The 23,335-nt window shown below is 64.2% G+C and carries 13 protein-coding genes, 1 tRNA gene and 1 pseudogene; 6 read left to right on the top strand and 9 right to left on the bottom strand.

Going from position 1 to position 23,335, the window contains the following annotated elements:
* Positions 1 to 4: 4 nt before the first annotated feature.
* Entirely contained in the window at positions 5 to 481 is a 477-nt protein-coding gene (locus tag ABD231_RS40030; RefSeq protein WP_344164989.1) for a VOC family protein, read from the bottom strand.
* A 141-nt stretch (positions 482 to 622) separates the two neighbouring features.
* Here ABD231_RS40030 and ABD231_RS40025 point away from each other — a divergent pair.
* Positions 623 to 708: transfer RNA gene (locus tag ABD231_RS40025), tRNA-Leu, on the top strand.
* Here ABD231_RS40025 and ABD231_RS40020 read toward each other — a convergent pair.
* The 4 genes from ABD231_RS40020 to ABD231_RS40005 all read right to left on the bottom strand — a co-directional run bounded on the left by ABD231_RS40020 (position 690) and on the right by ABD231_RS40005 (position 5,808).
* On the bottom strand, positions 690 to 2,459 hold the full coding sequence (locus tag ABD231_RS40020) for a recombinase family protein (RefSeq protein ID WP_344164987.1): 1,770 nt from the start codon (positions 2,457 to 2,459) through the stop codon (positions 690 to 692). The two genes, ABD231_RS40025 and ABD231_RS40020, sit on opposite strands and share 19 nt — an antisense overlap.
* Before the next feature lie 395 nt (positions 2,460 to 2,854).
* Positions 2,855 to 3,238: a stage II sporulation protein M gene (locus ABD231_RS40015; protein ID WP_344164984.1), complete on the bottom strand. Its 384-nt coding sequence runs from the start codon at positions 3,236 to 3,238 to the stop codon at positions 2,855 to 2,857.
* Between the two features lie 246 nt (positions 3,239 to 3,484).
* Positions 3,485 to 4,441: a phosphotransferase gene (locus tag ABD231_RS40010; protein WP_344164981.1), complete on the bottom strand. Its 957-nt coding sequence runs from the start codon at positions 4,439 to 4,441 to the stop codon at positions 3,485 to 3,487.
* Between the two features lie 11 nt (positions 4,442 to 4,452).
* Complete coding sequence (locus ABD231_RS40005) at positions 4,453 to 5,808, bottom strand: NsdA family TPR-like regulatory protein (RefSeq protein WP_344164978.1); 1,356 nt, start codon at positions 5,806 to 5,808, stop codon at positions 4,453 to 4,455.
* A 113-nt stretch (positions 5,809 to 5,921) separates the two neighbouring features.
* Here ABD231_RS40005 and ABD231_RS42320 point away from each other — a divergent pair.
* The 4 genes and pseudogenes from ABD231_RS42320 to mobF all read left to right on the top strand — a co-directional run.
* Positions 5,922 to 6,137 (top strand): annotated as a pseudogene (locus ABD231_RS42320) (GntR family transcriptional regulator); the annotation flags it as partial.
* A gap of 105 nt (positions 6,138 to 6,242) precedes the next feature.
* Positions 6,243 to 6,713: a UTRA domain-containing protein gene (locus ABD231_RS42315; protein WP_425554251.1), complete on the top strand. Its 471-nt coding sequence runs from the start codon at positions 6,243 to 6,245 to the stop codon at positions 6,711 to 6,713.
* Between the two features lie 10 nt (positions 6,714 to 6,723).
* Entirely contained in the window at positions 6,724 to 7,401 is a 678-nt protein-coding gene (locus ABD231_RS39995) for a 2'-5' RNA ligase family protein (RefSeq protein WP_344164972.1), read from the top strand.
* Positions 7,402 to 7,667: 266 nt separating this feature from the next.
* Positions 7,668 to 11,306 carry a MobF family relaxase gene (gene mobF, locus ABD231_RS39990; protein ID WP_344164969.1) on the top strand — a complete coding sequence of 1,213 codons (3,639 nt, stop codon included), beginning with the start codon at positions 7,668 to 7,670 and terminating at the stop codon, positions 11,304 to 11,306.
* 22 nt (positions 11,307 to 11,328) lie between these two features.
* Here the strand turns inward: mobF and ABD231_RS39985 are convergent, their stop codons facing one another.
* From ABD231_RS39985 to ABD231_RS39970, 4 genes are all read right to left on the bottom strand, one after another.
* Positions 11,329 to 12,042, bottom strand: coding sequence for a hypothetical protein (locus ABD231_RS39985; protein ID WP_344164966.1), 714 nt, complete (start codon positions 12,040 to 12,042; stop codon positions 11,329 to 11,331).
* Complete coding sequence (locus tag ABD231_RS39980) at positions 12,020 to 18,691, bottom strand: DNRLRE domain-containing protein (RefSeq protein WP_344164963.1); 6,672 nt, start codon at positions 18,689 to 18,691, stop codon at positions 12,020 to 12,022. Before ABD231_RS39980 ends, ABD231_RS39985 begins: the two co-directional genes overlap by 23 nt.
* Positions 18,692 to 19,255: 564 nt before the next feature.
* Positions 19,256 to 22,099, bottom strand: a complete 2,844-nt coding sequence (locus ABD231_RS39975) for an NACHT N-terminal Helical domain 1-containing protein (protein WP_344164960.1) — start codon at positions 22,097 to 22,099, stop codon at positions 19,256 to 19,258.
* 236 nt (positions 22,100 to 22,335) lie between these two features.
* On the bottom strand, positions 22,336 to 22,662 hold the full coding sequence (locus ABD231_RS39970; RefSeq protein WP_344165061.1) for an SDR family NAD(P)-dependent oxidoreductase: 327 nt from the start codon (positions 22,660 to 22,662) through the stop codon (positions 22,336 to 22,338).
* 17 nt (positions 22,663 to 22,679) lie between these two features.
* Between ABD231_RS39970 and ABD231_RS39965 the strand changes: the two genes are divergently transcribed.
* Entirely contained in the window at positions 22,680 to 23,300 is a 621-nt protein-coding gene (locus ABD231_RS39965; RefSeq protein WP_344164957.1) for a metallophosphoesterase family protein, read from the top strand.
* Positions 23,301 to 23,335 lie beyond the last annotated feature (35 nt).

Here is a 23,335-nt window from a genome sequence, read left to right as displayed (position 1 = left end):
TCCCTCAGAGCACACTCAGCCCGTACATCTCCCCCAACGGATCCGAGATCAGCTCCACCCGAGTCCCATCCGGATCCCGGAAGTAGATCGACGTACCACTCTCCTCCAAGTACTCGATGTCGGCGTCGTCCAACCTCTGCCTGGCCTCGGCCCAGCGTGCGGCCTCCATCGAGATCGCCAGATGATGCAGCCCACCCAGCACCTCGCCGTACTGGCCCAGGTCCAGCCCCGGAAAGTCGAAGAACGCCAGCAAGTTCCCGTTCCCGATATCGAAGAAGAAGTGACTCGACCCCTCGTAGTCCCGGTTCCCCACAATCTCCGTCAACGGAAACCCCAGCACCCCCTGATAGAACCGGATGGTCGTCTCCACATCCGCACACAACACCGCCACATGATGCAACCCCCGCGCCGTACTCCCCGCCCGCTCCTGCCCCAGGTACTCCGCTTTGAGCCGCTCCCGCTCCGCCTCGATCCCTGCCACATCAACAGTCCCCACAGCACCCAACCCCTCTCGATGAACTTTGAACCACCCCCATCACACACCCCCACCCACCCGATGTGAATTCCACCCAGGTTCTTTGCTACTGTTCTCCGGTCGGCGCCACTGAGGCGCAGACCACTCGTCCGGGTGGCGGAATAGGCAGACGCGCTAGCTTGAGGTGCTAGTGCCCTTTACGGGGCGTGGGGGTTCAAGTCCCCCCTCGGACACAGACCTTAACCACACGGTCACCCATCGGGTCGACCTCAACGTCGACTCTCTGATCGACGTGGTGATACGTCAACGAAAGCCGCAACGAGCGGTACAGCTCACCAAGATCCTCCGGATTCGCCGCGTTCAGCGCCGTCCCGATATCGCCGAGCTCATCGACCCAAGCCTCAAGTTGCTTTCGGGTAACAACCTCATCGTTGGGCAGCGAAGACAGCGCCCGCTCCGCCGTCTGCTTCTCCGCAGCCGCCGCGTTGTACTGATCCCGCAACTCGGCCGGATCCCACCCGGCCTCGAGCGCTTTCCGGGCCCGATCCATAGTGACCTTCGCCGCACGGACACGCCCGCGAAGGTCCTCGACATACTCACTCCGACGCTGCTCGCCGTCGTCCGCGACGAACAGCGCCTCAATCGTGTCTGCCCGATGCATCGGATCGAACAGAGAACCGACCCAGCGATTCAACACCGGCGTCACGATGTCCTCGCGGAGATATATCTGCCGAGGATGGGCCAACGCGCTCGCCGAGCCCGGCACCATCGTCCGCGCATTGCACCGGTAGTACAGGACGTCCTGCCGCCGCGCTGCCCCTTCCATCTTCCGCGCGCAAAGCCCACACCGCACCAGACCACGCAGCGCATACACCCGCTTGCTCGAGGTACGACGCCGCTCGACCGCCGACCACTTCCGAACGCCCTCGGCCTTCCGCTGCCGCGCCCGCAACTGAGCCTCCGTGAACATCTCCACCGAGATGATCGCCGGATGCGCCGGTTCCCTCGACCGCACGATCTTCGCGTGCGGCGACCGCCGGAACCTCACCACATAGCCAGCCGCAACATCATCTGGATCGAGCAGCTCCTCGACCTTCTGCCAGCGCCCATAAACGGCAAACCCCGTGTACCGCGGATTGTCCAAGATCGCGATGACCGTCGAATGCTGCCAGCCGTCCATCGTCCGATGCCGGTTCTGTTGAGGGGTATGCGCAGAAGGGCACGGCACTCCCTCCCGATTCAACTGCTCGACGATCGCCTTCCTCCCCCACCCATCGAGATACATCTCAAAGATCCGCCGTACGACGGCAGCCGCCAGCTCGTCGACCACCATCACCCGCAACCGCTGCCCCTCCGCCGCCTTCTTCGGATGCGGATGCGGCCCGCCATCCACCACCCGATACCCGTACGGCGCCCGCCCACCCTGAAACCGCCCATCAATCAACACCTGCGCAGCCATCGCCGCCCGCACGCGCTTCTGCACATGCTGCCGCTCAGACTTCGACAACCCACCCGTAATCGTCATCGCCATGTCGTGCACCGTGTTCTCCGGATCGAACCGGCCCCCGAGACTAGGTATCCACAGGGATACGCCGTACCGATCGAACTTCGGCCACGTCAGGCTGAACTGATTGCTGAACCAGCACCGCGTCGCCTCCCCTACGACCAGCCCGTCCCAACCGCGCCCCGGATCCTTCAGATCCCGAAGGATCCGACTCGCCTCATCCCGCCGCTCCCAAGGCAACGACCGCGACTGCCCGATATCGAAGTACTCAGCAACGATCTCCCCACCCAGCGGCTCCACGAACCGAGCCGCCTCCCCCAACTGCCACGCCTTCGACGTCGCCGGATCCTGGTTGTCCTCCGTCGAACACCGCCCATAGAACGCCAGCCGACCCACCCCCGCGCCGGCCCCGGCATCCGCGGCCAACGCCTCCATCCCCAACAACTCATCCAGCGTCGCCCACTCATCCGCCTCACTCACGATGCCTCCTCCTCAGATCCACGCCGCGACCTCGCCAGCCGCACAACAATCCGCCGCAAAACACGAGCCGCCTGCGGATGAAGCACCGGCGGCCGCTCCGGCGCATCCACCCTCACCCAGGACTCACGCCGCACCTCTCGCCTCTTCGCCATAGCCACTCAACGCACGACCAACCAGAAAATCCAGCAAATGAGGACTCCTGCGAAACGTTGCAAACCAACGCGCTGCGCCCACCCGGTAGGGGAACCGGATGGGCGCAGCCTTCGGGGCGGAAGCGGGTGACCAGGGATCAGTGAGGTGGCTGGTCACCGGCTTCCGGTGGAGCGGCGGAACGGACGCGGAGTGCAGGGGAGTTTGAGGAGGAGCAGTCCCCTCAGCACGCCCGCCCCGCCGGCTTATGGGACTTCCGACATTCCGGTCCGAGTGGCGGGCGAGCCTGGCAGGTCCGCGACCAGGACCCGGGCTTTGGTCTCGCGATCGAAGTAGGCTCGCTTCGACTCAGGAACCACGGGATTTCCGAGATGCGCAGCCGTCGGAATCACCACCGCTGGGATCTCGAAGAGGTTGATCGCAGCAACCATCTCGAGGAACGCCTGCGGATCGGTCAGAAGGTCCTCGACGTGCACAGTTCCCAAGGTGAAGCCATTGCGTCGGGCGTAGCTGGCAAGACCTTCCTGGGTCCGCGCAACCTCGTCGACGCGCATCAGCGGATACCTCCGCATGTAGCCCAGGGCCAACGGGTACGCAGACTGGATGACATCCACTCGGCGGTCGTCCATCACCGGCCCCGAACCTCTTCGCGGATTTCAATGAGCATCCGCACATAGAGCGCAACCGCGACCACACTAAGAATCCAGAACCCGTCAGACAACGAACCCACTCCCCCAGATCGCGTGACTGCAACGCCTTGTCTGCGCTACATGTCTGAGTTTGCGATCGGTGGGACGGCTATCGGGAGCCCACCAGGGAGGCCTAGGCCGAACCCCTCTCAAGGGGTCCATGGTGGGCCCCTTGCGATGGACCGCCTAGGTGTAGCGGTTCCAGCTCTCCCCGACCGCTCCGGTCAAGGTGCTGGCAAGACGGCGCGCCAACTCGGAGGCCACACCTGGACGTCCCCGAAGGTCCGGAATCACGCTTGTCACCAGCTGCAGTTCACGGACCTGCCTCAGCACGTCCCAGGCGGGACACGCTGAAACATCAAGTCCGTAAGCCTGTGCGAACGCTCGATGTTGCGCAGGATCATCGCCAAACCTCAGCGCACCGTGGGCGGCCGGAATCAGGTCCCACTCCGGCGGGCCGATCGACACCGAGTCGAGATCGCCGATGACCACTCGCCCACTCAGGTCGTCGAGCAGGTTGCCAGCATGTGCATCGCCATGGATGACGGAGCGCGGCAGTGTCCATTCCACTGCTTCGAGATCAACAGCTAGCTCGCCGCACTTGTCCCAGAGATGCTCCAGAACCTGGCCGATGCTCAGTCCGAACTCTCGTGTCGCCCAGTCTGACAGGAAGTCGTCATCGGCGCCCGTCAGGGAAGCAGCCTTAGAGAGCAGATCGCTGATCTGCCCGAGCGGATCCCAGCCCGGTAGCTCGACGTCGATCTCAGGTAACGCATGGATCGCCCGCAATGGCCCAGCAAGATCGGCAGGGTCGTGCCGACGCCCCCGTACCTGTGGCAGCAGAGTCCAGACTGTGGCGATCCAACTTCCCCCCGCGACCGGCTGGCTCAGCCCTGGCGCCAGCCGAGCGGTCGGCAATCCGAGCTGCCCGAAGGCGGTCGCAACCTTGGCGACTCTGTCGACCACATCAGAATTGATGATCGGCGCCATTCGGACGACGACGCCCGCATGCTCCAGGCGGAAGACCGCGTTCATCGTGTACCGGAGCAGCGTGGCATCGCTCGGGTCAATCCCCGCCGCGAGGCAGATCGAGGACAGCCCATCGAACAGTCGCGCCCGCTCACCGGCGCTGAGACTCGTCACGCCGCCGTAGGTTAGCCCGTCGCCAGCGCGCCGATGCGAGCGACCACCTCGGCAACTCCGCCGTGTGCCTTGTACGGCCTCGCCAAAGCAGCCAGGCCCCGAAGCCTGTCAGCCGCACGAACAGACGCCGTCACAGTGGCCATCTCAACCGCGCGATGCCCGTACTGCTCAGCCTCGTCCAGCTGTCCGTCGAGCATGTAGCCGATGGCAACAGAGATGGCGTCAAAGGTCTGGCTCCTCTCCTCCCCGGCCACCCGTCTACCGAATGCACTCTCACCACATTCAATTGCCCGCGTCGCGTACTTGCGGTGGTCAGAATGCGCTGCCAGGCGGCCATAGATGACCCCAGAAATGCCATCCAGCTCCCCCGGAGCCAGCGAGAATCTCGCCCACGATGGCACCGTCGCAACATCGACTCGATCCAGCTCGCCCTCCGCCCGAGCGAGGGCGTCGCACACCAGATCGGCTGCGCCGAGCATCGCGTACGCCCAGGCCTCATTCGCGTGCAGGACCGCAACAGACGCCAGATTGCCACTGTCCTGCGCGACGATCTGTCCCAGCTGCCACAGCTTCAACGCTTGCTGAGCCTGACCAAGATGGATCGACACGCGCCCCAGGCGATAGAACCCACCGGCGATCAGCCCGAGGTCGTCGATGTCCCTGGCAAGCACGAGACCTGCGGTCAGATAGTGACGCGCGGCGGCGTGGTCGCCGAGGTCATGGCATGCCCAGCCCGCTACCTGATACATGTCCGAAAGCGCAGCCTTCAGGTCTCGCTGAGTCCTTTCGGAGTCGAACCGACTGCGCAGCATGCCGCTCGCCCATCCGAGATAGTTGATCGCCGAATCACGGCATGAACCTCCTCCTCGCTGGGCGTCAACCCGTCGATGCTGATCCCTCACCTCACGCACCAACTCGACATGAGCCTGAGTGACAAGCGCCGGTACCGCGACAACTGGCCTCGGATTCGGGAGCATCCCAACGAGCTCCTTTGGCACAGGGCCCACAGCCAAGGCAGCAAGTGAGCCGACGAACGAGGGATCAGCACTCGGATCCGTCGGCACGGTGCCGGACGCGACCGGCTGATGCGTGTGGCCAAGGCCGAGAAATCCGCGGTCTATGGCCAGCCCATCGGCGATCCGGACCAGGACGTCGTACGAGGTCACTACCTGATCGCCCTTGGAAATACTCCGCACCCGAGTCTCAGAGACCCCCGTTGCCATCGAGATCGCTCGCTTGCTCCAGCCGTGCACACGAAGAAACTGGAAAAGCGCAGAGATGTCGCGCTCCCCGAGGGAGTCGCGCAGCGGCCGGCCCTCGTGCACCGCGCCCTCCCACCAGGTGGGATCAACCTCGAGCGACGTCATCGCGCATCTTCCTCCCACAGGCGGCTTGAACAGCTCTCATATAGTCCTCTATAGGACTTTAGGACAGAGTGCCCCTCGGCGTACAGTTCTTCCAGACCTCATGAGGAGTTGATGTGACTTTCCCGGCCACGCTCAGCGGACGAGGACCGAAGTACCTCCAGATCGCCGACCAGCTCCGCGCGGAGATCCAAAGCGGCGAGCTGTCACCCGGCAGCCGCTTGCCCGCCGAAACCGACCTGGCCGGCCGTTTCCATGTCAGTCCGCCGACCGTGCGTCAGGCCCTCGCCGTACTGCGCTCCGAGTGGCTGATCGAATCCCGCCACGGCGTCGGCACCTTCGTGCGCGAGAACCGGAAACGCCAACGCCGTTCCCGCAACCGCTACGGCAGAGCTCGCACCGACAAGCGTCTCCTCAACGATGCCCTCGAACACCGCATCGTCTTCGCCGGCCGCGGGCCCGTCCCGCCTCACATCGCCGAAGCAATGGGCGTCGAGCCAGGATCCGAAGTCGTCATCCGACGCCGACACCTCCACGACAAGGCCACTGGCCAACTGCGGGAGATCGGCGCGAGCTACGTGCCGCTGTCCCATGCGGCCGGCACCTACCTCGAAGATGCAACGGTCGTGCCGAAGGCGCTCTTCCTCTGCGTCGAGGAATTGTCTGGCAAGATTTACCACCGCGCGCAGGACACAACGGTCATCCGCGCCGCCGAACGCGACGAGCCAGGCCTGTTCAACCTCGCTGGCGGTGAAGCCATCCTCCACCTCGTGCACACAGCCCGGGCCGCAGACGACGAGGTACTGGAGATCTCAGAATCCATCTGGCCTGCCGACGAGGTCGTCTTCATCGACGAGTACGACATCCCGAAACACGGCGAGAACCCGACCAGCCGCTCCGAGATCTAAGGCGGACAGGATGCCCAGCGCCCCTGAGTGGACCTACAACCACGCCACCAACCTCCGCGACCACTGGTGGTGGCGACCAGGCTGGCAGGTCGGAACGCGCTTCTACACCTGGCACATCACTTTCAACGGCCAGGACAAACTCCACCAACTCGTCGACACCTACCAAGCCGAACTCGCCCGTCACCCCGGCCTCGACCTCATCCCACATCAGTGGCTCCACCTCACCATGCAAGGCGTCGGCCACACCGCTGACATCACCACCGATGAAATCAACATCCTCCTTGCGGCAGCTCAAACAAGGCTGGCCGCCCTCGACCCGGTCACCGTCGCGTTCCATCGACCGGTCATCCGCCCCGAGGCGATCGTCCTCCCGGCTCTCCCACCGGCCGAGATCGATCGAATTCGAGACGCGGTGCGCGCCGCAATCGCAGACACGCTCGGGCCGGGCTCAGTCCCCGACGAGGCCCACGGCTTCCAACCTCACGTGACCCTCGCCTACTCCTCCAGCTCTCAATCCGCGGACGTGATCAAGTCAGCGATCGAATCCATCGCGTCAGAGCCAGTCGAAGTCTCCATTCCGACCGTCTCGCTGATCGAACTCCACCGCGACAACCGGATGTACGAATGGCACACGATCGCCGAGGTACCGATCGGTTCAGAGGCAAGCAGCACTCATCCAGACCGATGAAGCCACGACCTCGAAACCTGGTAACACCACCTGGCCGAGCGCACCGTCAAAACAAGCCTGCAAAACGAGTCGGCGCCGACGTTCACACCGTCGCCTATCTCCGCACGGCCACCCCGCCCGACTCCGGCACTCCGCCGCATGTCCCCACATCCCGTTCAGGCGTCAGAACGAACGCCGTCACACCTCTTGCATCCGAGGATTCCGTCGCCGAAGCGATCAGATGCGATCTCGTAGACCGCCATCCGTTGATCCGGCATGCGACGAAGATGGCGAGCGCTCGAGGGCCGATCCGGATGCGGGTCGACATGCTGAGTATCCACCGGCTCACGGCTGGCGACGGCTACAAATACCTGCTGCGCCACATCGCTTCCGCCGATGTCGACCGGCGCATGGCCACCCCCTTGACCGCCTACTACACCAAGTCCGGTTACCCGTCTGGCCGTTGGATGGGGTCCGGATTGGCCGGTCTCGGCGACGGTCAACTATTGCCGGGAAGCGAGGTCACCGAACCACAGATGGAGGCACTGTTCGGACGCGCCGAGGATCCTCTGACTGGCGTTGCGCTGGGACAGCCGTACAGGGTCTACAAGAGCCCGACGATCCGCATCGACGAGCAGATCCGAGCCCTCGACACAGAACTCAACGATGACGAACGACGTACCGCGACCGAGCAGATCCGCAAGACCGAGATGCGGCGAAAGTCACCGCAAGCTGTCGCCGGATTCGACCTCACGTTCTCCCCCGCGAAGTCGGTCTCCGCGCTCTGGGCGACCTCGGATATCGGCGTGCAGGAGCAGATCGTTGCCGCCCACCACGAAGCAATCCAGGATGTCCTCGACCTCATCGAGCAGCACGCCGCGTTCACTCGAAGCGGCCACGACGGCATCGCCCAGCTCGACACTCGCGGCCTCATCGCGGCAACCTTCGACCATTGGGACACCCGCGCCGGCGACCCCCAACTCCACACCCACCTCGTCATCGCCAACCGCGTCCAGGGCCCAGACGGCACCTGGCGAACCCTCGACGGCCGCGTCCTGTTCCGATCAGCAGTCGCGATGTCCGAGATCCACAACGTCTTCCTCGCCGACAACCTCACCCGCCGTCTCGGCGTGAGCTGGGAACTCCGCGAACGCGGCCCTCGCCGGAACCCGGCCTTCGAGATCGACGTGATCCCCGACGAGTTGATCGCCGAGTTCTCCGCCAGAACGAAACAGATCGAAGCCAACCTGGGCGCACTTCTCGAACAGCGCAGTGACCAGATCCACCCACCCAGCCGCCGCGAGATGTACGTCCTCCGGCAGCAGGCGACCCTGCTCAACAGACCAGCGAAGCACCACGCGCGACCGCTCGCAGACCTCATGATCGCGTGGAAGAAGCGAGCCGCTCAGGCGGTCGGAAGCGAAGTCCTCGCGACGATCCAGCAGTCACTCGACCACGAGAGCCAACGGCCTCTCGCAGCATCCGACCTGAGTCCGGAAACCATCGACGCGTACGGCGCCGCGACCGTCCTGACCCTGCAGAACAAGCGCGCGACCTGGACCCGGTGGAACCTCGTGGCCGAGGCAGCGCGGCAAACCCGCCTGCTGCGGATCGTGTCCTCTGACGAACGCTTCGCCCTACTCCAGTCGATCGTCGAAGCCGCCGAACAGCACTCGATCAGCCTGGCCGCACCAGATCTCGTCACCATCCCAGTGACCCGCAGCGCAGGCCAAAGCATCTTCACGATCCACAACGGACAGATCTACACCTCGCCCGTCATCCTCGGCGCAGAATCAGTTCTCCTCGACCTGGCGCGCGATCCATCGGGACCGAAGCTGAACCGCCCAAGAGTGCACGCGGACGATCTCAGCGCGGACAAGCGTCGCGCCATCCATCGGATAACGACCAGCGGACAGAAGGTCGAAGCCCTGATTGGCCCCGCCGGCACGGGCAAGACCAGCCTCCTGTCCGCCGTTGCCGCCGCCTGGCAAACCGCCCACGGCCCCGGATCGATCATCGCGCTCGCCCCGTCGTCAGCAGCCTCTGGAGTTCTCGCCGACGCGATCGGCACCCCCACCGAAAACATTGCCAAATGGATCTACGAATCAGCCGGCCTCGGTGCCGAGACACGCCGCCAGCACATCCAACAGACCGAGTACGCCGCCCAACTCGCCCACCGAAGCCGACGGCGACTCCGCCACCAACGCCTCGCCAGCCAGCTCGCCGCCCTCCGCGCCGAAGACGACCGCTGGCGCTTCCACAGAAACCAACTGGTCATCGTCGACGAAGCCTCCATGGCCAGCACCATGGAACTCGCCACCCTCTCCCGAGCCATCGACACAGCCGGCGCCAAACTCCTCCTCGTCGGCGACGACGCACAACTCAGCGCCGCCGACACCGGCGGCGCCTTCCGCCTCATCGCCAAAGACACCAACGCCGCCGAACTCAGCGACGTCTGGCGCTTCACGAACCCCTGGGAACGCGACGCCAGCCTCGCCCTCCGAGCCGGAGAGTTGAGTGTCATCGATGCCTACGACAACCACGACCGACTCGCGGCCGGTGCCGCGGACCAGATGGAAGACGCCGCGTACCAAGCCTGGCTAGCTGACACAAAGACCGGCAAGGCGAGCCTCCTGATTGCTGCCGACAACGCCACTGTCGCCCGCCTCAACGCCCGAGCCCGCCTCGACCGCATCACCACCGGCGAAGTCGAACCCGACGGCATCGAACTCCACGACAGCACCCACGTCGGCCTCGGCGACCACATCGTCACCCGCCTAAACAACCGCCGCCTCCGCTACGGCAAAACCAGCTTCGTCCAAAACGGCGACCACTGGACAGTCATCCACCGCTGGCCCGACGACTCCCTCACCGTCCAAAACCACAACAACGAAACCGTCACCCTCCCCACCACCTACGTCCAAGAATCCGTCGAACTCGCCTACGCCACCACAGCCCACCGAGCCCAAGGCGCCACCGTCCACACCGCCCACCTCGTCGTCACCGACCACCTCACCCGAGCCCTCCTCTACGTAGGCCTAACCCGCGGCCGCCACTCCAACCACGCCTACATAGCCACCCACCAACCCACCCCAGACCTCCACGAACCCCACCCCGAACAAACCATGCAAGACGTCCTCGAAACAGTCATCACCAACCCCGGCGTCGAACTCTCCGCCCACGAAATCATGCGCCAAGAACTAGACAACGCCACCCGCCTCGACCGCCTCATCCCCATCCACGAGCATCTGTGCCAGCTGGACGCCCGCACACGCTTCAGCAACGCCGTCACATCAAGCGGACTCGACGCCACTAGTCAGGCAGACCTGCTCTCTTCTCCTGGCTGCGGCGCACTTGTCACCAAGCTGCGCCACGCTGAGAGCCTCGGCCTGACCATGCCAGACCTGCTACGCCAAGCCGCCGGTCAATCATCCATAGCCGATGCCCATGACCTAGCCGCGGTCCTCCACGCCAGAGTCGAACGCCTACTCCAGAGGTCACAACGCCAAACCGGTGACCATCCCCCAACGATCGCTGGCCTCCTAGTCCCAGCGCACCAAGTAAGTGACCCGACTCTGCTCCCGCCGCTGCGCGAGATCGAGGCCCAGGTAGCCCAACGCATCGACTGGCTTGTCTCCTCGGCACTACGCGACAAGCCAACCTGGTACCACGAACTCGCGAAACTGACGGCCGGCACCTCCGACTCGGCGTGGCCCACTCTCCTCCGGCAGGTCGCCGCCTACCGCGATCGCTATGGAATCAGCGGTACGTCGCCTTTAGGTCCCGCGCCATCGAGAAACGCGATGGTACGGAGCAGCCATTACATGCGACTCCTATCGGAGTTCAGGCAAACCACAAGTGACTATCGGCCGGAAGCCGGCACCGACCTCCCTGCTACACAGAGCCGTCACACGCCGAGCATCTAGCCGTGGACCGACTTCCCACGGACTACGAGTGCTTGTCGAGGATCCGTTGCGCAGTGCGGCGTAGCTGCGAGTCCGGGTGCTCCAACGCCACGGGCCTCAATAGTCCGGCATCGGCTGGTTGCCAGGCTTTGCCGACGATGGGCACAGCGGAGTACGTGCGTGAGTCGGTCCAGCGACCGGTGTCTTCTGCGATGATGCCCCTGCAGAAGTCGGTGGCGCGAGGATCCTTGATCTTGGCAAGCGATTCGAACCAGTAGCTCTGGAAGTCCTCGCCTCCGTCCCAGTCTTCGACGAGGCTCGGCTCGTCACAGAACTGGAGTAGGAGATCTAGGTCTTCGGCTCCCGCACCGTGCCGATATGCCTGCGATACGTCGCGTAGCAACTCACGCTGGTCCGGGCTCCGGTCGCCAGCTACCCAGCGAGCGACCGTCAGGCATCCGATCTCGGAGAGTAGGTGGTGGACTGGCTTGCGGTGATACGACTGCCGAAGTGCAGTCACCAGCAACCCGAGTACGACAGGCGCAGGTTTGCCGTCGATCACGCCCTGGCAGCGCGCGATCATCCCGTCCTCGGGCGTTAGCACCCAGTCGTCACCGAAGTGCTCGCCCGGGTCGAGCTCAACGCCTAGGTCGGCAGCGAGCTGAGCCTCGACTTTGACGAACTCGGGATCAGGTTCGCCCGACATCGCGAGAAAGGCCTGGCGGTGGCCCTCATCAATACCGCGAGATTTTGACATCGCCGTCCCTTGCCATCTGTCTGAGGGTCCTACTGAGCTTGACACCATGGTTGACCCTGATGACGAACTTGTACCCGTTCTGCTTCGCCCACTTTGCCATACCTCTGATCTGACGGGTCGCCGACAGCGTCTTGCCGACCTCAAAGTGCTTGACCTCGCCGATGACCTTGGTTCTGCCACTCTTGCTCCAGAAGTCAGGCTTGAAGTTGCGCCACTTGCCATCGATCCTGACCTTGATCTTCTGATAGGCCTGCTGCTTGACGTTGGCAAGCTCCATGCCTTTCTTGCCCTTCTTGGCAGCTGCCTTTCCCCGTGCGCTCTTCTCGAGCCGATCCATCACCCGGTTGAGATGCTTGAGCCCGTAGCGATGGCCGCCTGACCGCGCCGGGGGCCCAGTTCCGGCACTTCGTCCCGCCCGTCCCCGCAAGCCGCTGGACCGGCTGGTGCCTCCGCCGATTCCGCCTCGGGATCCGACGCCACCACACATGCATCGCGCCCGTCCGTCGAGGTCGGACTGGTTGACTGGGTCGGTCGGATAGACGTAGTCGTTGCTGTTGCCGTCGGCAATCGGGTCGACCGAGGTGAAGAGGCCGGTGGCCGAGTTGTAAAGCCGGGCTCCCATGAGTTGCAGGCCTGCACCCGAGGTCGCCCGTTGCTGGGCTCCGTGCCAGCCATACTGGATCGGACCGGTGGTGGCAGTGTTTGCGGTCGAGGCAATGCCGTACTCGTCGAAGTTGCTCCAGCCGGCTATGCCCGAGGCAGTGCTAGTGGAGCTGGAGAGGTCCACGGTGGTGACGATGTCGCCGTGTGGGTTGCTCAGGGTCAATCTGCCGGTGCCATCCTGGGCAACAGTGAGGGCCAGATCGCCGATGAGCTCCGTGTATCGGTGGGTGGTAGCACCTTGAGTGATCCAGGTCGGACTGTCCGACGAGTCGGTGTAGTGCCGTGTTAGCTGGGTGGCGACACCTGCTGTCGTCTCCGTTTCGGTGATACGTCGGTCGAACGCGTCCAGAGTGAAGGCTGTGGTCTTGGCGCCTTGGGTGATCGACTGGGCGGCGTCGTTGTCGTAATACGTGATGGTGACGTCCCCGTCCTGCGGACGGGGTGCGTCTGCGGCGGGAATCGCGAGCGAGCGTCCGAGAGCGTCGTAGGCATAGTTGCCCTGGCCATTTGCGCCCGTGGTGGGTCGGTCGGCGGTGTCGAAGGCTCTGGTGAGAGTCGTGGGCTGACCAGTGGTGCAACTGCCGGTCTCGTCGGAGGTTGCGGTTGCCTTGGATACTCGGTTGTCGTTGGCGTCGAAACCATACGTCCGGGTGACACAAGCGGTCTGGCTTGGGTCGAGGATGTCGACACCGGGCGCGCCGGTGCGGTCCTGAACCTGGATAAGACGACCGCCAGCATCGTAGCTGTAAGCACGATCGTACGGGAGCGCATCGCCGACGTCGGTCGGGCCGACATCGGTGGCAGAGCCGGTGAAGGCCGCACCGTCAGGTGTCCATTCGCGTGCGAGTCTGCCGTTGACGTCGTTGTCGCGTGACCAGGCCAGCCATTTGCCATCAGGATCGACTGTGGTGGAACCGTCATCGTTGATGACAGAGGTTGGCCCGCGGTACTCAAGCCCGATCATCTCGCCTGTGTTGTCGACGTTGGTGATCTCGGAGACGCCTCCGGGCAACTTCTGCAAGATCATGTCACCGTCGACGTCATAGGCAGCGGTGGAGGTCCAGGTTCCGCCTGCCGTGTTCACGTCGACTTTGGTTACGAGTCCTCGGGTTTCTTGCTGACCCAGCGCATCAGGACCGTCGTAGGTGTATGTGGTGGTGCCGTTGCCATCCGTGATCTCCGAAACGTCCCCTGCGGCGTTGTATCGGGTAGTGCTGACGGTGTCACCCGACGCCTGGTAGCTGATCGGGCGTCCCCAGGTGTCATAACCGGTGGTGACCGTTCCTGCTGTGCTGCCGTCGCCATTCAATGCGGTGGCGACTGTGGCAGCGCCAGTGGCCGAATCGTAAGTGGTCTCTTTGTGAGTTGTCGGTGTCGAACTTGCTAGCCCAGCGACCGCGGTTGTCGCGCCCTTGATACGACCGTCCGGCAGGAAGGTTGTCGTGGTGGTGCGCGTGGCTGCGCCCGAGGTCTCCGAGACTTCGGCCGGGGCAAGTAGGTAGGTGTATCCGGTGATGGAGGTGGTCGGCATCGTGGGCGTTGTCGGCTCACCGGCGGCTGAGGTCGGCGCCCCTCCCGGAGAGGTCCTGCAGACCAGGCCGGCCCATTCGGGCTTCTGGCCGCACTGGGGAAAAGCCGCATTCGCTGCTGAGCTGTAGTAGACAGTCTTGGTCGTTCCGGCGTCGTTGCCGGTGCCGGAAGCAGACTTGGCTTGGCGAACCTCGACCGATCGTCCCTCAGCGTCGTAACGCGTGATGTAGGTCTGGTCGCCCGCGCTCAGCGTCCCGTCCAGGTCGATATCGGTGCTCGATCGGGTCTCCAGGCCGAGCGCCCAGCCATCAACGTCACCACTGAACGCCGGTGCGTACCCGGTCACGGAGCCGGCGATCCTTTCAACATCCTCACCGGTACCAGGGTCTTGCGCGGTCCCAACCTCGCTGGTCTCAAGCCGGTACGGCAACCCGGTGGCAGGGTTGATTCCGTTGTTCGGAGCAAGTTGGTCGTACGCGGTGTGGGTGTGGCTGCGCAGCCACCGAACCGTCCCGTCCTTCAGCGCGGCGAACTTAGCCGGGCCATAGGTGTCTGTTGGCAGCGTGCCAGCCGGCGTGACCACCTGGCCGGCAGCGTCATTGATGTCCTCGTTGTACTTGGTCTGCGTAGACAACTGGTCGGCCATGCCCGCCGGTAACTGTTCGTCGATCACCTTGCGAAGCGCCCGCTGATCAAGTTCGCGGATGATGTTGCCTGTGTCGTCATAGTCCGTCGATGTGTACTGCCAGCCACCTACGCCGAACCCGGCGCTGTTGACGGTGTAGCCTGCCGCGTCAGCGTAGAGCAGGTCGGCGTACCGCCAGTCAGCCTCACCCGGAGCACCATTCAACGGATGGTCGGGTCCAAACACCGCGTATCCCCGGACAGGCATCGATCTTTGGCCCCAGCGGTTCACAGAGGTGGCAGTCAGATCTGGGAGACCGGTACCGGACAGCGGCAGGTCATACACGATCTTGGCCAACGTCGCGGTGCCGCCAGTTGGGTCACCAGCTGGGCGGTCGCGCTTGACCATGTCGAGTTTCGCCTGCTGGTTGACGGTGACGTAATTCAGCTGGAATGGGATCTGGCCAGCTGGCTTTACCGACGTCAGAAGGTGTGCTGCGTTGTAGTCGTACTCGGTCGACAAGTTCGACCGAGGATCGGTGACCTTGGCCAAGCGGGCGGCTTCGTCGTAGGTGTAAGCGGCGATCTTGATGGAATCCATCGCCGCGCCGCCGGTCTTGGCCGGGTTGTAGATGTCCAACCAGGTCTCGCTCAACCGGACCTGGGCGCCGTTGACCGTTGCGTAGGTGAACCGCAACGCGCGACAACCTGGGTTCAGCGGGCCGGTGGCAGGGCAAGTCACGCCGGGTGGAGCTTCAGCCAGGATGCGCGTCACGCGCCCTGAGGCGTCGTAGGAGTAGGCGGTGCCGGACGCTGTTCCGGGCTCCGAGACGCCGGTGGGCCGGAATGTTGCCGCCGTGGCGGTCGACGGTGCTGCAGCGATGCTGAAGGTCGTCACGACCCCGTCTGCACTGGTGTGAGTGAGCCGTGTCGCTGTACCCGACCCGGTGACAACCAGTTTGCCGCCGTCGAGGGCGGTGTCCTCCTCGGCGGCGATCCAAGAGCCAGCTGAGAATTCGGCGGTGGTGCGGCGTTGCCCGTTTGGGGCTTGGAAGATTAGACCTGTCCCGTCACCAGCCAGCAAGGCGATGGTGCCATCGAGCAAGGTGGAATCGACTACCTCAAGTCCCGCAGCTCCCCCTTCATCGCTGCCGTCGAACTGCGCGACCCAACCGGGCCCAAACACGGAGTTCATGACGGTCGGTGGTCCCGCGTAGGTCGAGTGTGATCGTGAAACTGTCAGGTTTCCGGCGTAGCCGGGAACGTCGGCATCGGTCGCCGTCGTACTGAACTCTCCCGTCCACAGTGCAACCGTTCCCACTGCGGTATCGGCAGTCGGGAACCCCGCGCCGAATGCGTGCGGGACGCGCTGGATGGTGGTATCGGGGGTCTGGGACCAGGTGCACTGTGGGGTGGTGCCGTAGGTAAAGCAGACCTGGAGGTCAAGCTTCACCGGAACGCGGGGATTCAGTGCTGTGGGCTCGACAACTCCGGTGCTGGGGTCGGCGTCCAGGTTGACGTCGGTCTCAGCCCTCATCGTGTCCCACAGCGCGTCGACCGTGACGCCTGCTGCCCCGTTGTCGACGACCGGCAGCTCGATGGCGTCTTCATTCCAGCCGACGGTGTCTTGGCTGCCGCCGTAGCCTGCAACCCGCCAGCGCACCTTCGCAGTCACGGCCGATGCAACGCCTTTCGGCGGACCCGAGGCGGCGATTCTGATCACGCCGGTCGTCGTGACCCGTGGGTCGGCGGTTGGTGACGTCAGGGCCGTACCGCCCCATCCGAGTCGCTGAGTCGCCGTCGACGAGAATCTGCCCGCGGGGCTCTCGGCTTGGGCAACGATGGTGTGCAGACCCGGAGTTCCCTTGGGGATAGTCACGGTCTCCTTGGCCACGGCGGGATCGTCCGAGGGAACGATCTTGATCTGACCCGCAGCGCCGCCAGTGAAGTTCGTCGGCGGCCGCTTGCCGTCAACGATGAGGCGCAGATAACCCGGCGCGTTAAAGCCGGAGCCCACGGCGGTGACCGTGCACACCACGTCAGCAGCTGGAGCCGTGTCGTGCCAGGTGTTGTTCACGTCGAACGGTGTCGGACACGAGACGCTTGGCGCAGCCGGAGTCGCTGCGGCAATACGGAGCCGGGTGTTGTAGCTCGTCCAGGGGCCATCACGACGTCCGTCATTGGCCTTGGCACGGATGTAGAGCAGAGTGTTGTCGGGCAGGTTGTTAGCCGGCCTGCACCCCGCCGTCGTCCCCGAGGCGTACGCGGAAGAAGTACACGTGCCCTTCAAGCTGAAGGTCTCGCCTGAGCCTGTATAGAACTCAAAGATGTACTTGACCGTGTTCCCGTCCGGGTCTGTGGCCTTGGTCGTCACCCATGGCCGCTGCCCCGCCGAGTACAACGCCGACACAGATTCACCGGGTGCGGCGTAAGAAACAGCCTCAGTGGGCTGGACTGTCGCAGGCGCTTTCGGCGGCCGGTTCCATGTGAAGGACACGAACGGGTCGGTCGCCGACTCCATCGACCTGAACCGCTTCCAGTAGCTCACGTCCGACTCGCTGGCAGCCTTCAGCGCGACACCGACCGTCCCTGCCTGTGTCGTCGACCAGTACTGCGCCAGACTCGTCATCGGGATCCCCACCCGGCCTGCCGCGCACGAACTCGAGAACCCCTTCGCGAACGACGCCGTCCCCGATGCCGTCGCAGAGATCGTCGGCTGATTCGTCCATGTTGTCGGGGACGTCGGGGATGTCGAGGCGACACCAGCGCCATACAGGCTGACTGCCGTGGGCGTACATGTCATCGCGCCGTCCTGATACAGCGACAATGTCGCTGACACGATGTCCTTGCCCTGGAACGGACCCGTACCGAAGTTGAAGAAGGTTCGCTCCTGATGCGTCCCGTTCTTCCCCACCCGCAGATCTGTCGTCGACGACAGATCCGTGCCCACACTGGTCTGCACGAACGTGTCGAACGACGGCGACGCCGTACCCGCAACATATGTCGGATCCACGGTCACCGGGAACTCGCGGGCCGGGTTCATGAACCATTCGGCATCCGGCGATACAACCAACGTTGCCTTGCCTGGAGAGACCTGCTCCACTGCGACGTCGACTACTGTCTTGCTGACCGGCTCCCCCGTCACCGGGTTCGTTGCCGCGTCCCACATGTAGGCCACCGGGATCCGTGAGCGAACGACGTTCTTCGCATCTACGAACTCAATGCCTCCCGGCTTCGCCGTACGGGCGGTCAGCCCTTTTGTCCGCAAGGGGAATCGCCAGACCGGCGCAGACTCCGGTCGCGTCTTCACGACGAAGTCTGCCTCGAAGCCGGTACGCCGCGCGTCCAACGCCAGATTGACCCCCGGCTGCACCTCCGCGTACGTCGCCTTCGTGCCGTTGATAGATGGCTCCGGCAGGCGGAACGGCGCCAGCCACTCCATCAACCCGCCGTTGGCCGACGCGGCCGACGCAAACACCCCGCCCGTCCCCGCCGTACGCTTCCCCAGGCGCAGTCCCAACTTGTGTCCCTTGGGAGCGACCGTCCCGTCAGTGCCTTTAGCCAACTCCAGATCGACCGACCGCCACTGCCCGGACGCATTCCTGAAACGCACCGGTGCCATGTGCGCCTCAGTCGTCATCGTGCCGTCCGGGTTCGCCCACGTCGTCGCCGTCTCGGTGCGCATCGACTCGACTTCAACCTTGGAGCCCTGGGACCGAGCAGTCACCGCCGCAGACACAACGTCCGGCCGCGACACCACCTTCGCCGCCGACGGCACCGGACCTGCCACTGGGCCGGCCTGGGCGGACAGCTCACCTTCCAAGCCAGTCACCAACAGCGAAAGCGCCACAAAAGCAGCGATAAGGCGCGGGAAACGCTGAACGCGGGCGCGCTGAGAGCGATCCAGGACATACATGGGCAGACCCACCTCACGCTGGCCGAGGAGGGACTGACACCGGCGGAGGGACAACCGCCGGGCCGGCCAGCACCCGCAACATCGCGTCGCAGCCCTGTCGCGTTACGAAAATTGCATCAAGCTGCAACCGCGACTGGGAAAGTCAGCTCATTGCCAAGCGCAACTACATCAGCCACCAATCGACCTCGCCAATCCGTCAGATAGGCACTACCCACGGTGCACAGTTCGTGTGCAGCCAAGCATGGAGGTCCAGTCACGCAGGCGTCGCAACGCGCGTCCATACGACTTTGCAGTGGCAGGTGGAAGTACATCTCGTTGATGCCCAGTACCGGCCGCAGCGAGCGCGCCCGACAAACCCGACCGACTCGAAGTCGATGTTCTGAAGTCCGCGACTGTTCGACAGCTCCCGGATCCCGACGTGGCCAGCCGCTCCGACCCTGCCCTCGTGGGCACCAGGAGCCGGCCTACGGTCAGCCTGGATCAGCGACTAGGCAGCTGTGGAACGCCACCCCTCAGGAGGCCCAACGCTCTGAGGTCACTACACAGCCAACCTGCGGCGGTGAGGCTGGCGGGCCGGTCGTGGGCACATTCGATCACCGTCGAGACGCTCAAGCCAAAGGTGGCAAACGGTGAGGCCGAGCCACTTCGACGAATCCAATCGGATACATCTGCCCGAATCTCACCGAGCGACCTGAGTCGCGATTCACTGGAATCCCTCTCGAAGGCCACCCGGATCGCGCTTCGCCCATTTTCGGACCACACCCATCCCGAGCGCTCGCTTGCATACTTCTCGAGAACCGGCAGGGGAACGACTACGTACTCGAACCCCGGCTCTCCGTACTCGGTAAAACCCTCGTCGTAGTAGAGCTCACCGATCACCCCGAACGGCCCAGACGCATACAGGACCAGCGACCAGGTGAACTTCGAGAACAGCGTCCGGCATAGATCCTCGTACACAGCGCTCGCACAGCCGAGCATCTCTGCGCAAAACTGAGCGAGCCGGACATGCGAGTAGAGTCCCGTTACCCAGTTGGTCTCAGGCGACTCAATGTCTGGCGCCGGTAAGGGATGTACGACCTCGTCGACTTCTTGCTGTACAAGCCAGGCAACCAGGTCCTTGATCTGAAGGCTGTCAACGACGCCAGCGCTCGTCTGCCAGCCCGCTCGAACGGATCCCTCCGCCTGCTTGAGGCGAGCCTCAGCCAACTCGACAACAAAATCCCGCGCGAGTGGCGGCCGGCGAATGGCCGACGTGTTGGCCATAACACGAGCAGTCAGATAGCTCCGCTCTGCATGCCATACTCCGCCAGACGATCCGAGCAGATGCCCTCTGTTGAACATCGGCAGGGTCGATGCCGCGATCATGTCTCGCAGGTACTTCCACGGCCAGTGCTGACTTGGGATCCCGAGGCCCCAGGCTATCTGCCTCCATTCGTCCCCATGAGCTCTCCAATCCGCCTCGACAGGCAGCTCCGCTACTTCATCCGACTGCGGAACCTCCTTTGACCATCCAACAGCGACGCGCTCTTGAACAATCCGGGTGCCGATCCGCACGGGAGATTCAGCGTCTTGGACGGGGAGTACCCAGCCGGCCAGTGGGCCTAGGGCACCAGCCCATGCCCGGACTGCGCGAAGCAGTCTGCTGGAGACAGCCTCGAGATCGATCGGCCCCTCCTCGGGAGCATCCCAGGAGCGCCGGTCGACAATCTGGTCGATGAGCCAGGCGCCCGCACCGGGGTTCAGGCGGACGCACGCCGCTATGAAGTCGTCAGACCGATCGACCGGCCCGTCAAGGGCGGCGACAGCGATGGCCCATCTCCAGCGGTCGAAGGTTGCTGCACTGGACGCTGCGTCTCCGATTGAATACTGGTTGGTTCGCAATGCCTCGGCTGCGAACCACTGCTCAAAGATCGGCAGTACGAATGCGACCCCTCCTCGTGGTCCACTCGCTACGAGCCGGGTGGTGAGAGCCTGTCTGCGTTCCACAAACGAAAGCTCATCGGCAGTACCGTTGCTGCGGGTGAGCGCCACCGCCAACTTCACCAAGATCCCGAACAACTCGATCGACCCTGTCGCTACTCCGGCACGGCTGAGCGCGCTCTCTACCAGCTTCGAAATCAACTCCGCCTGTCCGCGTGGCGCCTCCCCCGCAGCTATCAGCGTGCCGGCTGCGAGAGCGAAGAACGGCCGACGGATGGTCTCGACCAGCTCGGGAGTCCAGTCCCAGGTCGCATGCGGGCCGGCGAGTACCGCAACAAGGCTGCGAGCTTGTGCTTCGGGCAGTCCATCTGCAGCGTGCTGGTCATCCGAGGCAGGGAGTACACCTGCCCGAGTCGTAATGAGAACTCTGCTGCGAGCGTCCCCAGCGGTCAGTACTCGGGCTCCGACCGCGATGCCTTCGGCCGCCAGGCCATCGACCTCGTCCAGACCGTCGATCACAGCTGACACTCCGCGTTCGCGCAGCAAGGGAGCACCAATTTGCCGTGCGATGATCTCGTCGACGGCTCCGGTACCGATCTCGCGGGCGTGCAGCCACAACGGCACAGGCACCGAGTCAGACGCTGCGAAGTCATCGATCGTTTGTAGGTGCCAAGCCTCCGCAATCTCTGACTTACCGGCGCCGAACGCGCCAACCAGGGCTCTCATGGTTCCTGATGGAACATCAGGCAGCATGCCAGTGATGCCCGCCAGAGCGACTTTCACGTCGTTGGTGTCAACGCCAAAGGCCGCCAGCCGAAGCCTGCGCCGTTCGACGGAGCGACGTCGCAGCCACACAGCCATATCAGCGCTGCCACTTGGCGCATACCCACCGGCAAGGTCTGCCAGCCGCTCGTGCACACCTACCGACACTTCATCAATGGCCCTCAGCAAATACACCAAGGCCGCGGGCTGAAAGTCTGGGAGCCTCGGTGCCAGAGTGCCGATTCGCTCAGCTGTGCGTTCGAGCAAGAACGCGAACATCGCACCTGCCTCGCCCCCAAGCGACTCGATCACGGACTCGCCGCCCTGACGCATAAGGTGCGTCAGGAGCACTCCGCCATCTCGAGTTGCGTCGACCAACCGCTGGGGATCGGCCAACTCTCGCGCCAGAAGATCATTCAGGCTCGTCAGCGCTGCTTCGCGATCATTCGGCTGCGCCTGCCTGAACTCGACCCGCAGGCACTCATCCAGTTCTTCTGCGATCTTCTGACCGACCTGTGGAAGCCGCTCTTCAGTGAGACGCCCAGCCAGCGCCGAGGCAACGCCTGTTCCGTCGTCAAGCAGGTCGGCGGCGCCGTCGCTACCGGCAAGTCGAGTAACCAGGCGCGCGATCGACAAACCCACGCCGACTAGTGCTCCGAGGTCAGCTACCACGGGCCGATCTTGCCATGTGCGGCATCTCGAACGCGAAAACGCGCCTTCCGGTCGCCTGGAACCCTTAGCATGTCGCAGTCATCCAGATCCCGGTTACCCGCGCCCCGGCATCATGTCCCGACGACCCAACGCCGAGCGTGTCTATTACTCGCCGCAGCGACGGGCCACACGAACACTCGGATAACACCGGTGACGGCCTGTTGAGGTCAGACGGCCAACCCGGCACCCCCGGCTACCACGATCTCTTGCCCGGTGACGTACCTGGCATCGTCCGATGCCAGGTACGCAACAGTCCTGGCGATGTCCTCAGGCTCAGCGAGGCGGCCGAACGGGTTCTTCGCCGCGATAGCCGCCATCGCCGCAGGCGCGTCATCCGACATCCGGCGCAGCGAAGCCCGCGTCATCGGGGTGTCGGTGAACCCAGGGCTGACCGCGTTGATCCGGATCCGCCGCGGAGCGAGCTCGTGGGCAAGCGTCGGGATCATGCCCAGGAACGCGCCGTGCGACCCGGCCGCGACACTGTTGCCGGTCAGACTGCGCGTCGCCCCTCGTGCTGCTAGCGCCGGCGCCGGTCTTCGGCCTACGGCACATCGAGGCGATCCAGAAGTTCGTCATCAACACCGGCATCCAGAGCGCGTACGACCTCGACCTCGAGTCGTGGTCCGCGGAGCCGCAGAACATCGCCGATCTGATCCGCTTCCTGATGCAGGTAACGCCGGATCCCTGCGTGATCCTGTCCGGCGACGTGCACTACGCCGCGACCGCCAGTCTCACCGTGAACCTGGACCCGGTAGGTCCGACGCCCAGACTTCCGCAACTGCTGCGGATCGCCCAATTCACCAGCAGCGCGAGCAAGAACAGCTCCGGGCCGCTCAGGTTCCTCCCGGAGGGCAGCAGATTCAGCCGCTCTGCACATCGCACCTACTGGTGGCGTGATCAGCCCGTACCTACGGTCGCCCACACCCCGACGCCGTCGAAGGGCAAGCGAGCGCCGGACTGGTCGGAGACCTACCAGGTCGCCGGTGAGAAGGACATCATGCTGGCCGAGAACAACATCGGGATGCTGGTGATCAACAGCCTCACGGTAGACAACCACTATCGGACCGCGGGCGGAAAGGAGCATTTCCGCACCAGTTGGGAGCCGACGGTCCAGTCCTGGCCATCGGGCTGACCACCCAGGCAGCGTCGGCAGTCGCCATTTACTTC

The sequence above is a fragment of the Kribbella yunnanensis genome (assembly GCF_039529655.1).
Lineage (GTDB): Bacteria > Actinomycetota > Actinomycetes > Propionibacteriales > Kribbellaceae > Kribbella > Kribbella yunnanensis.
This window is presented reverse-complemented; position numbering and strand designations above follow the sequence as displayed.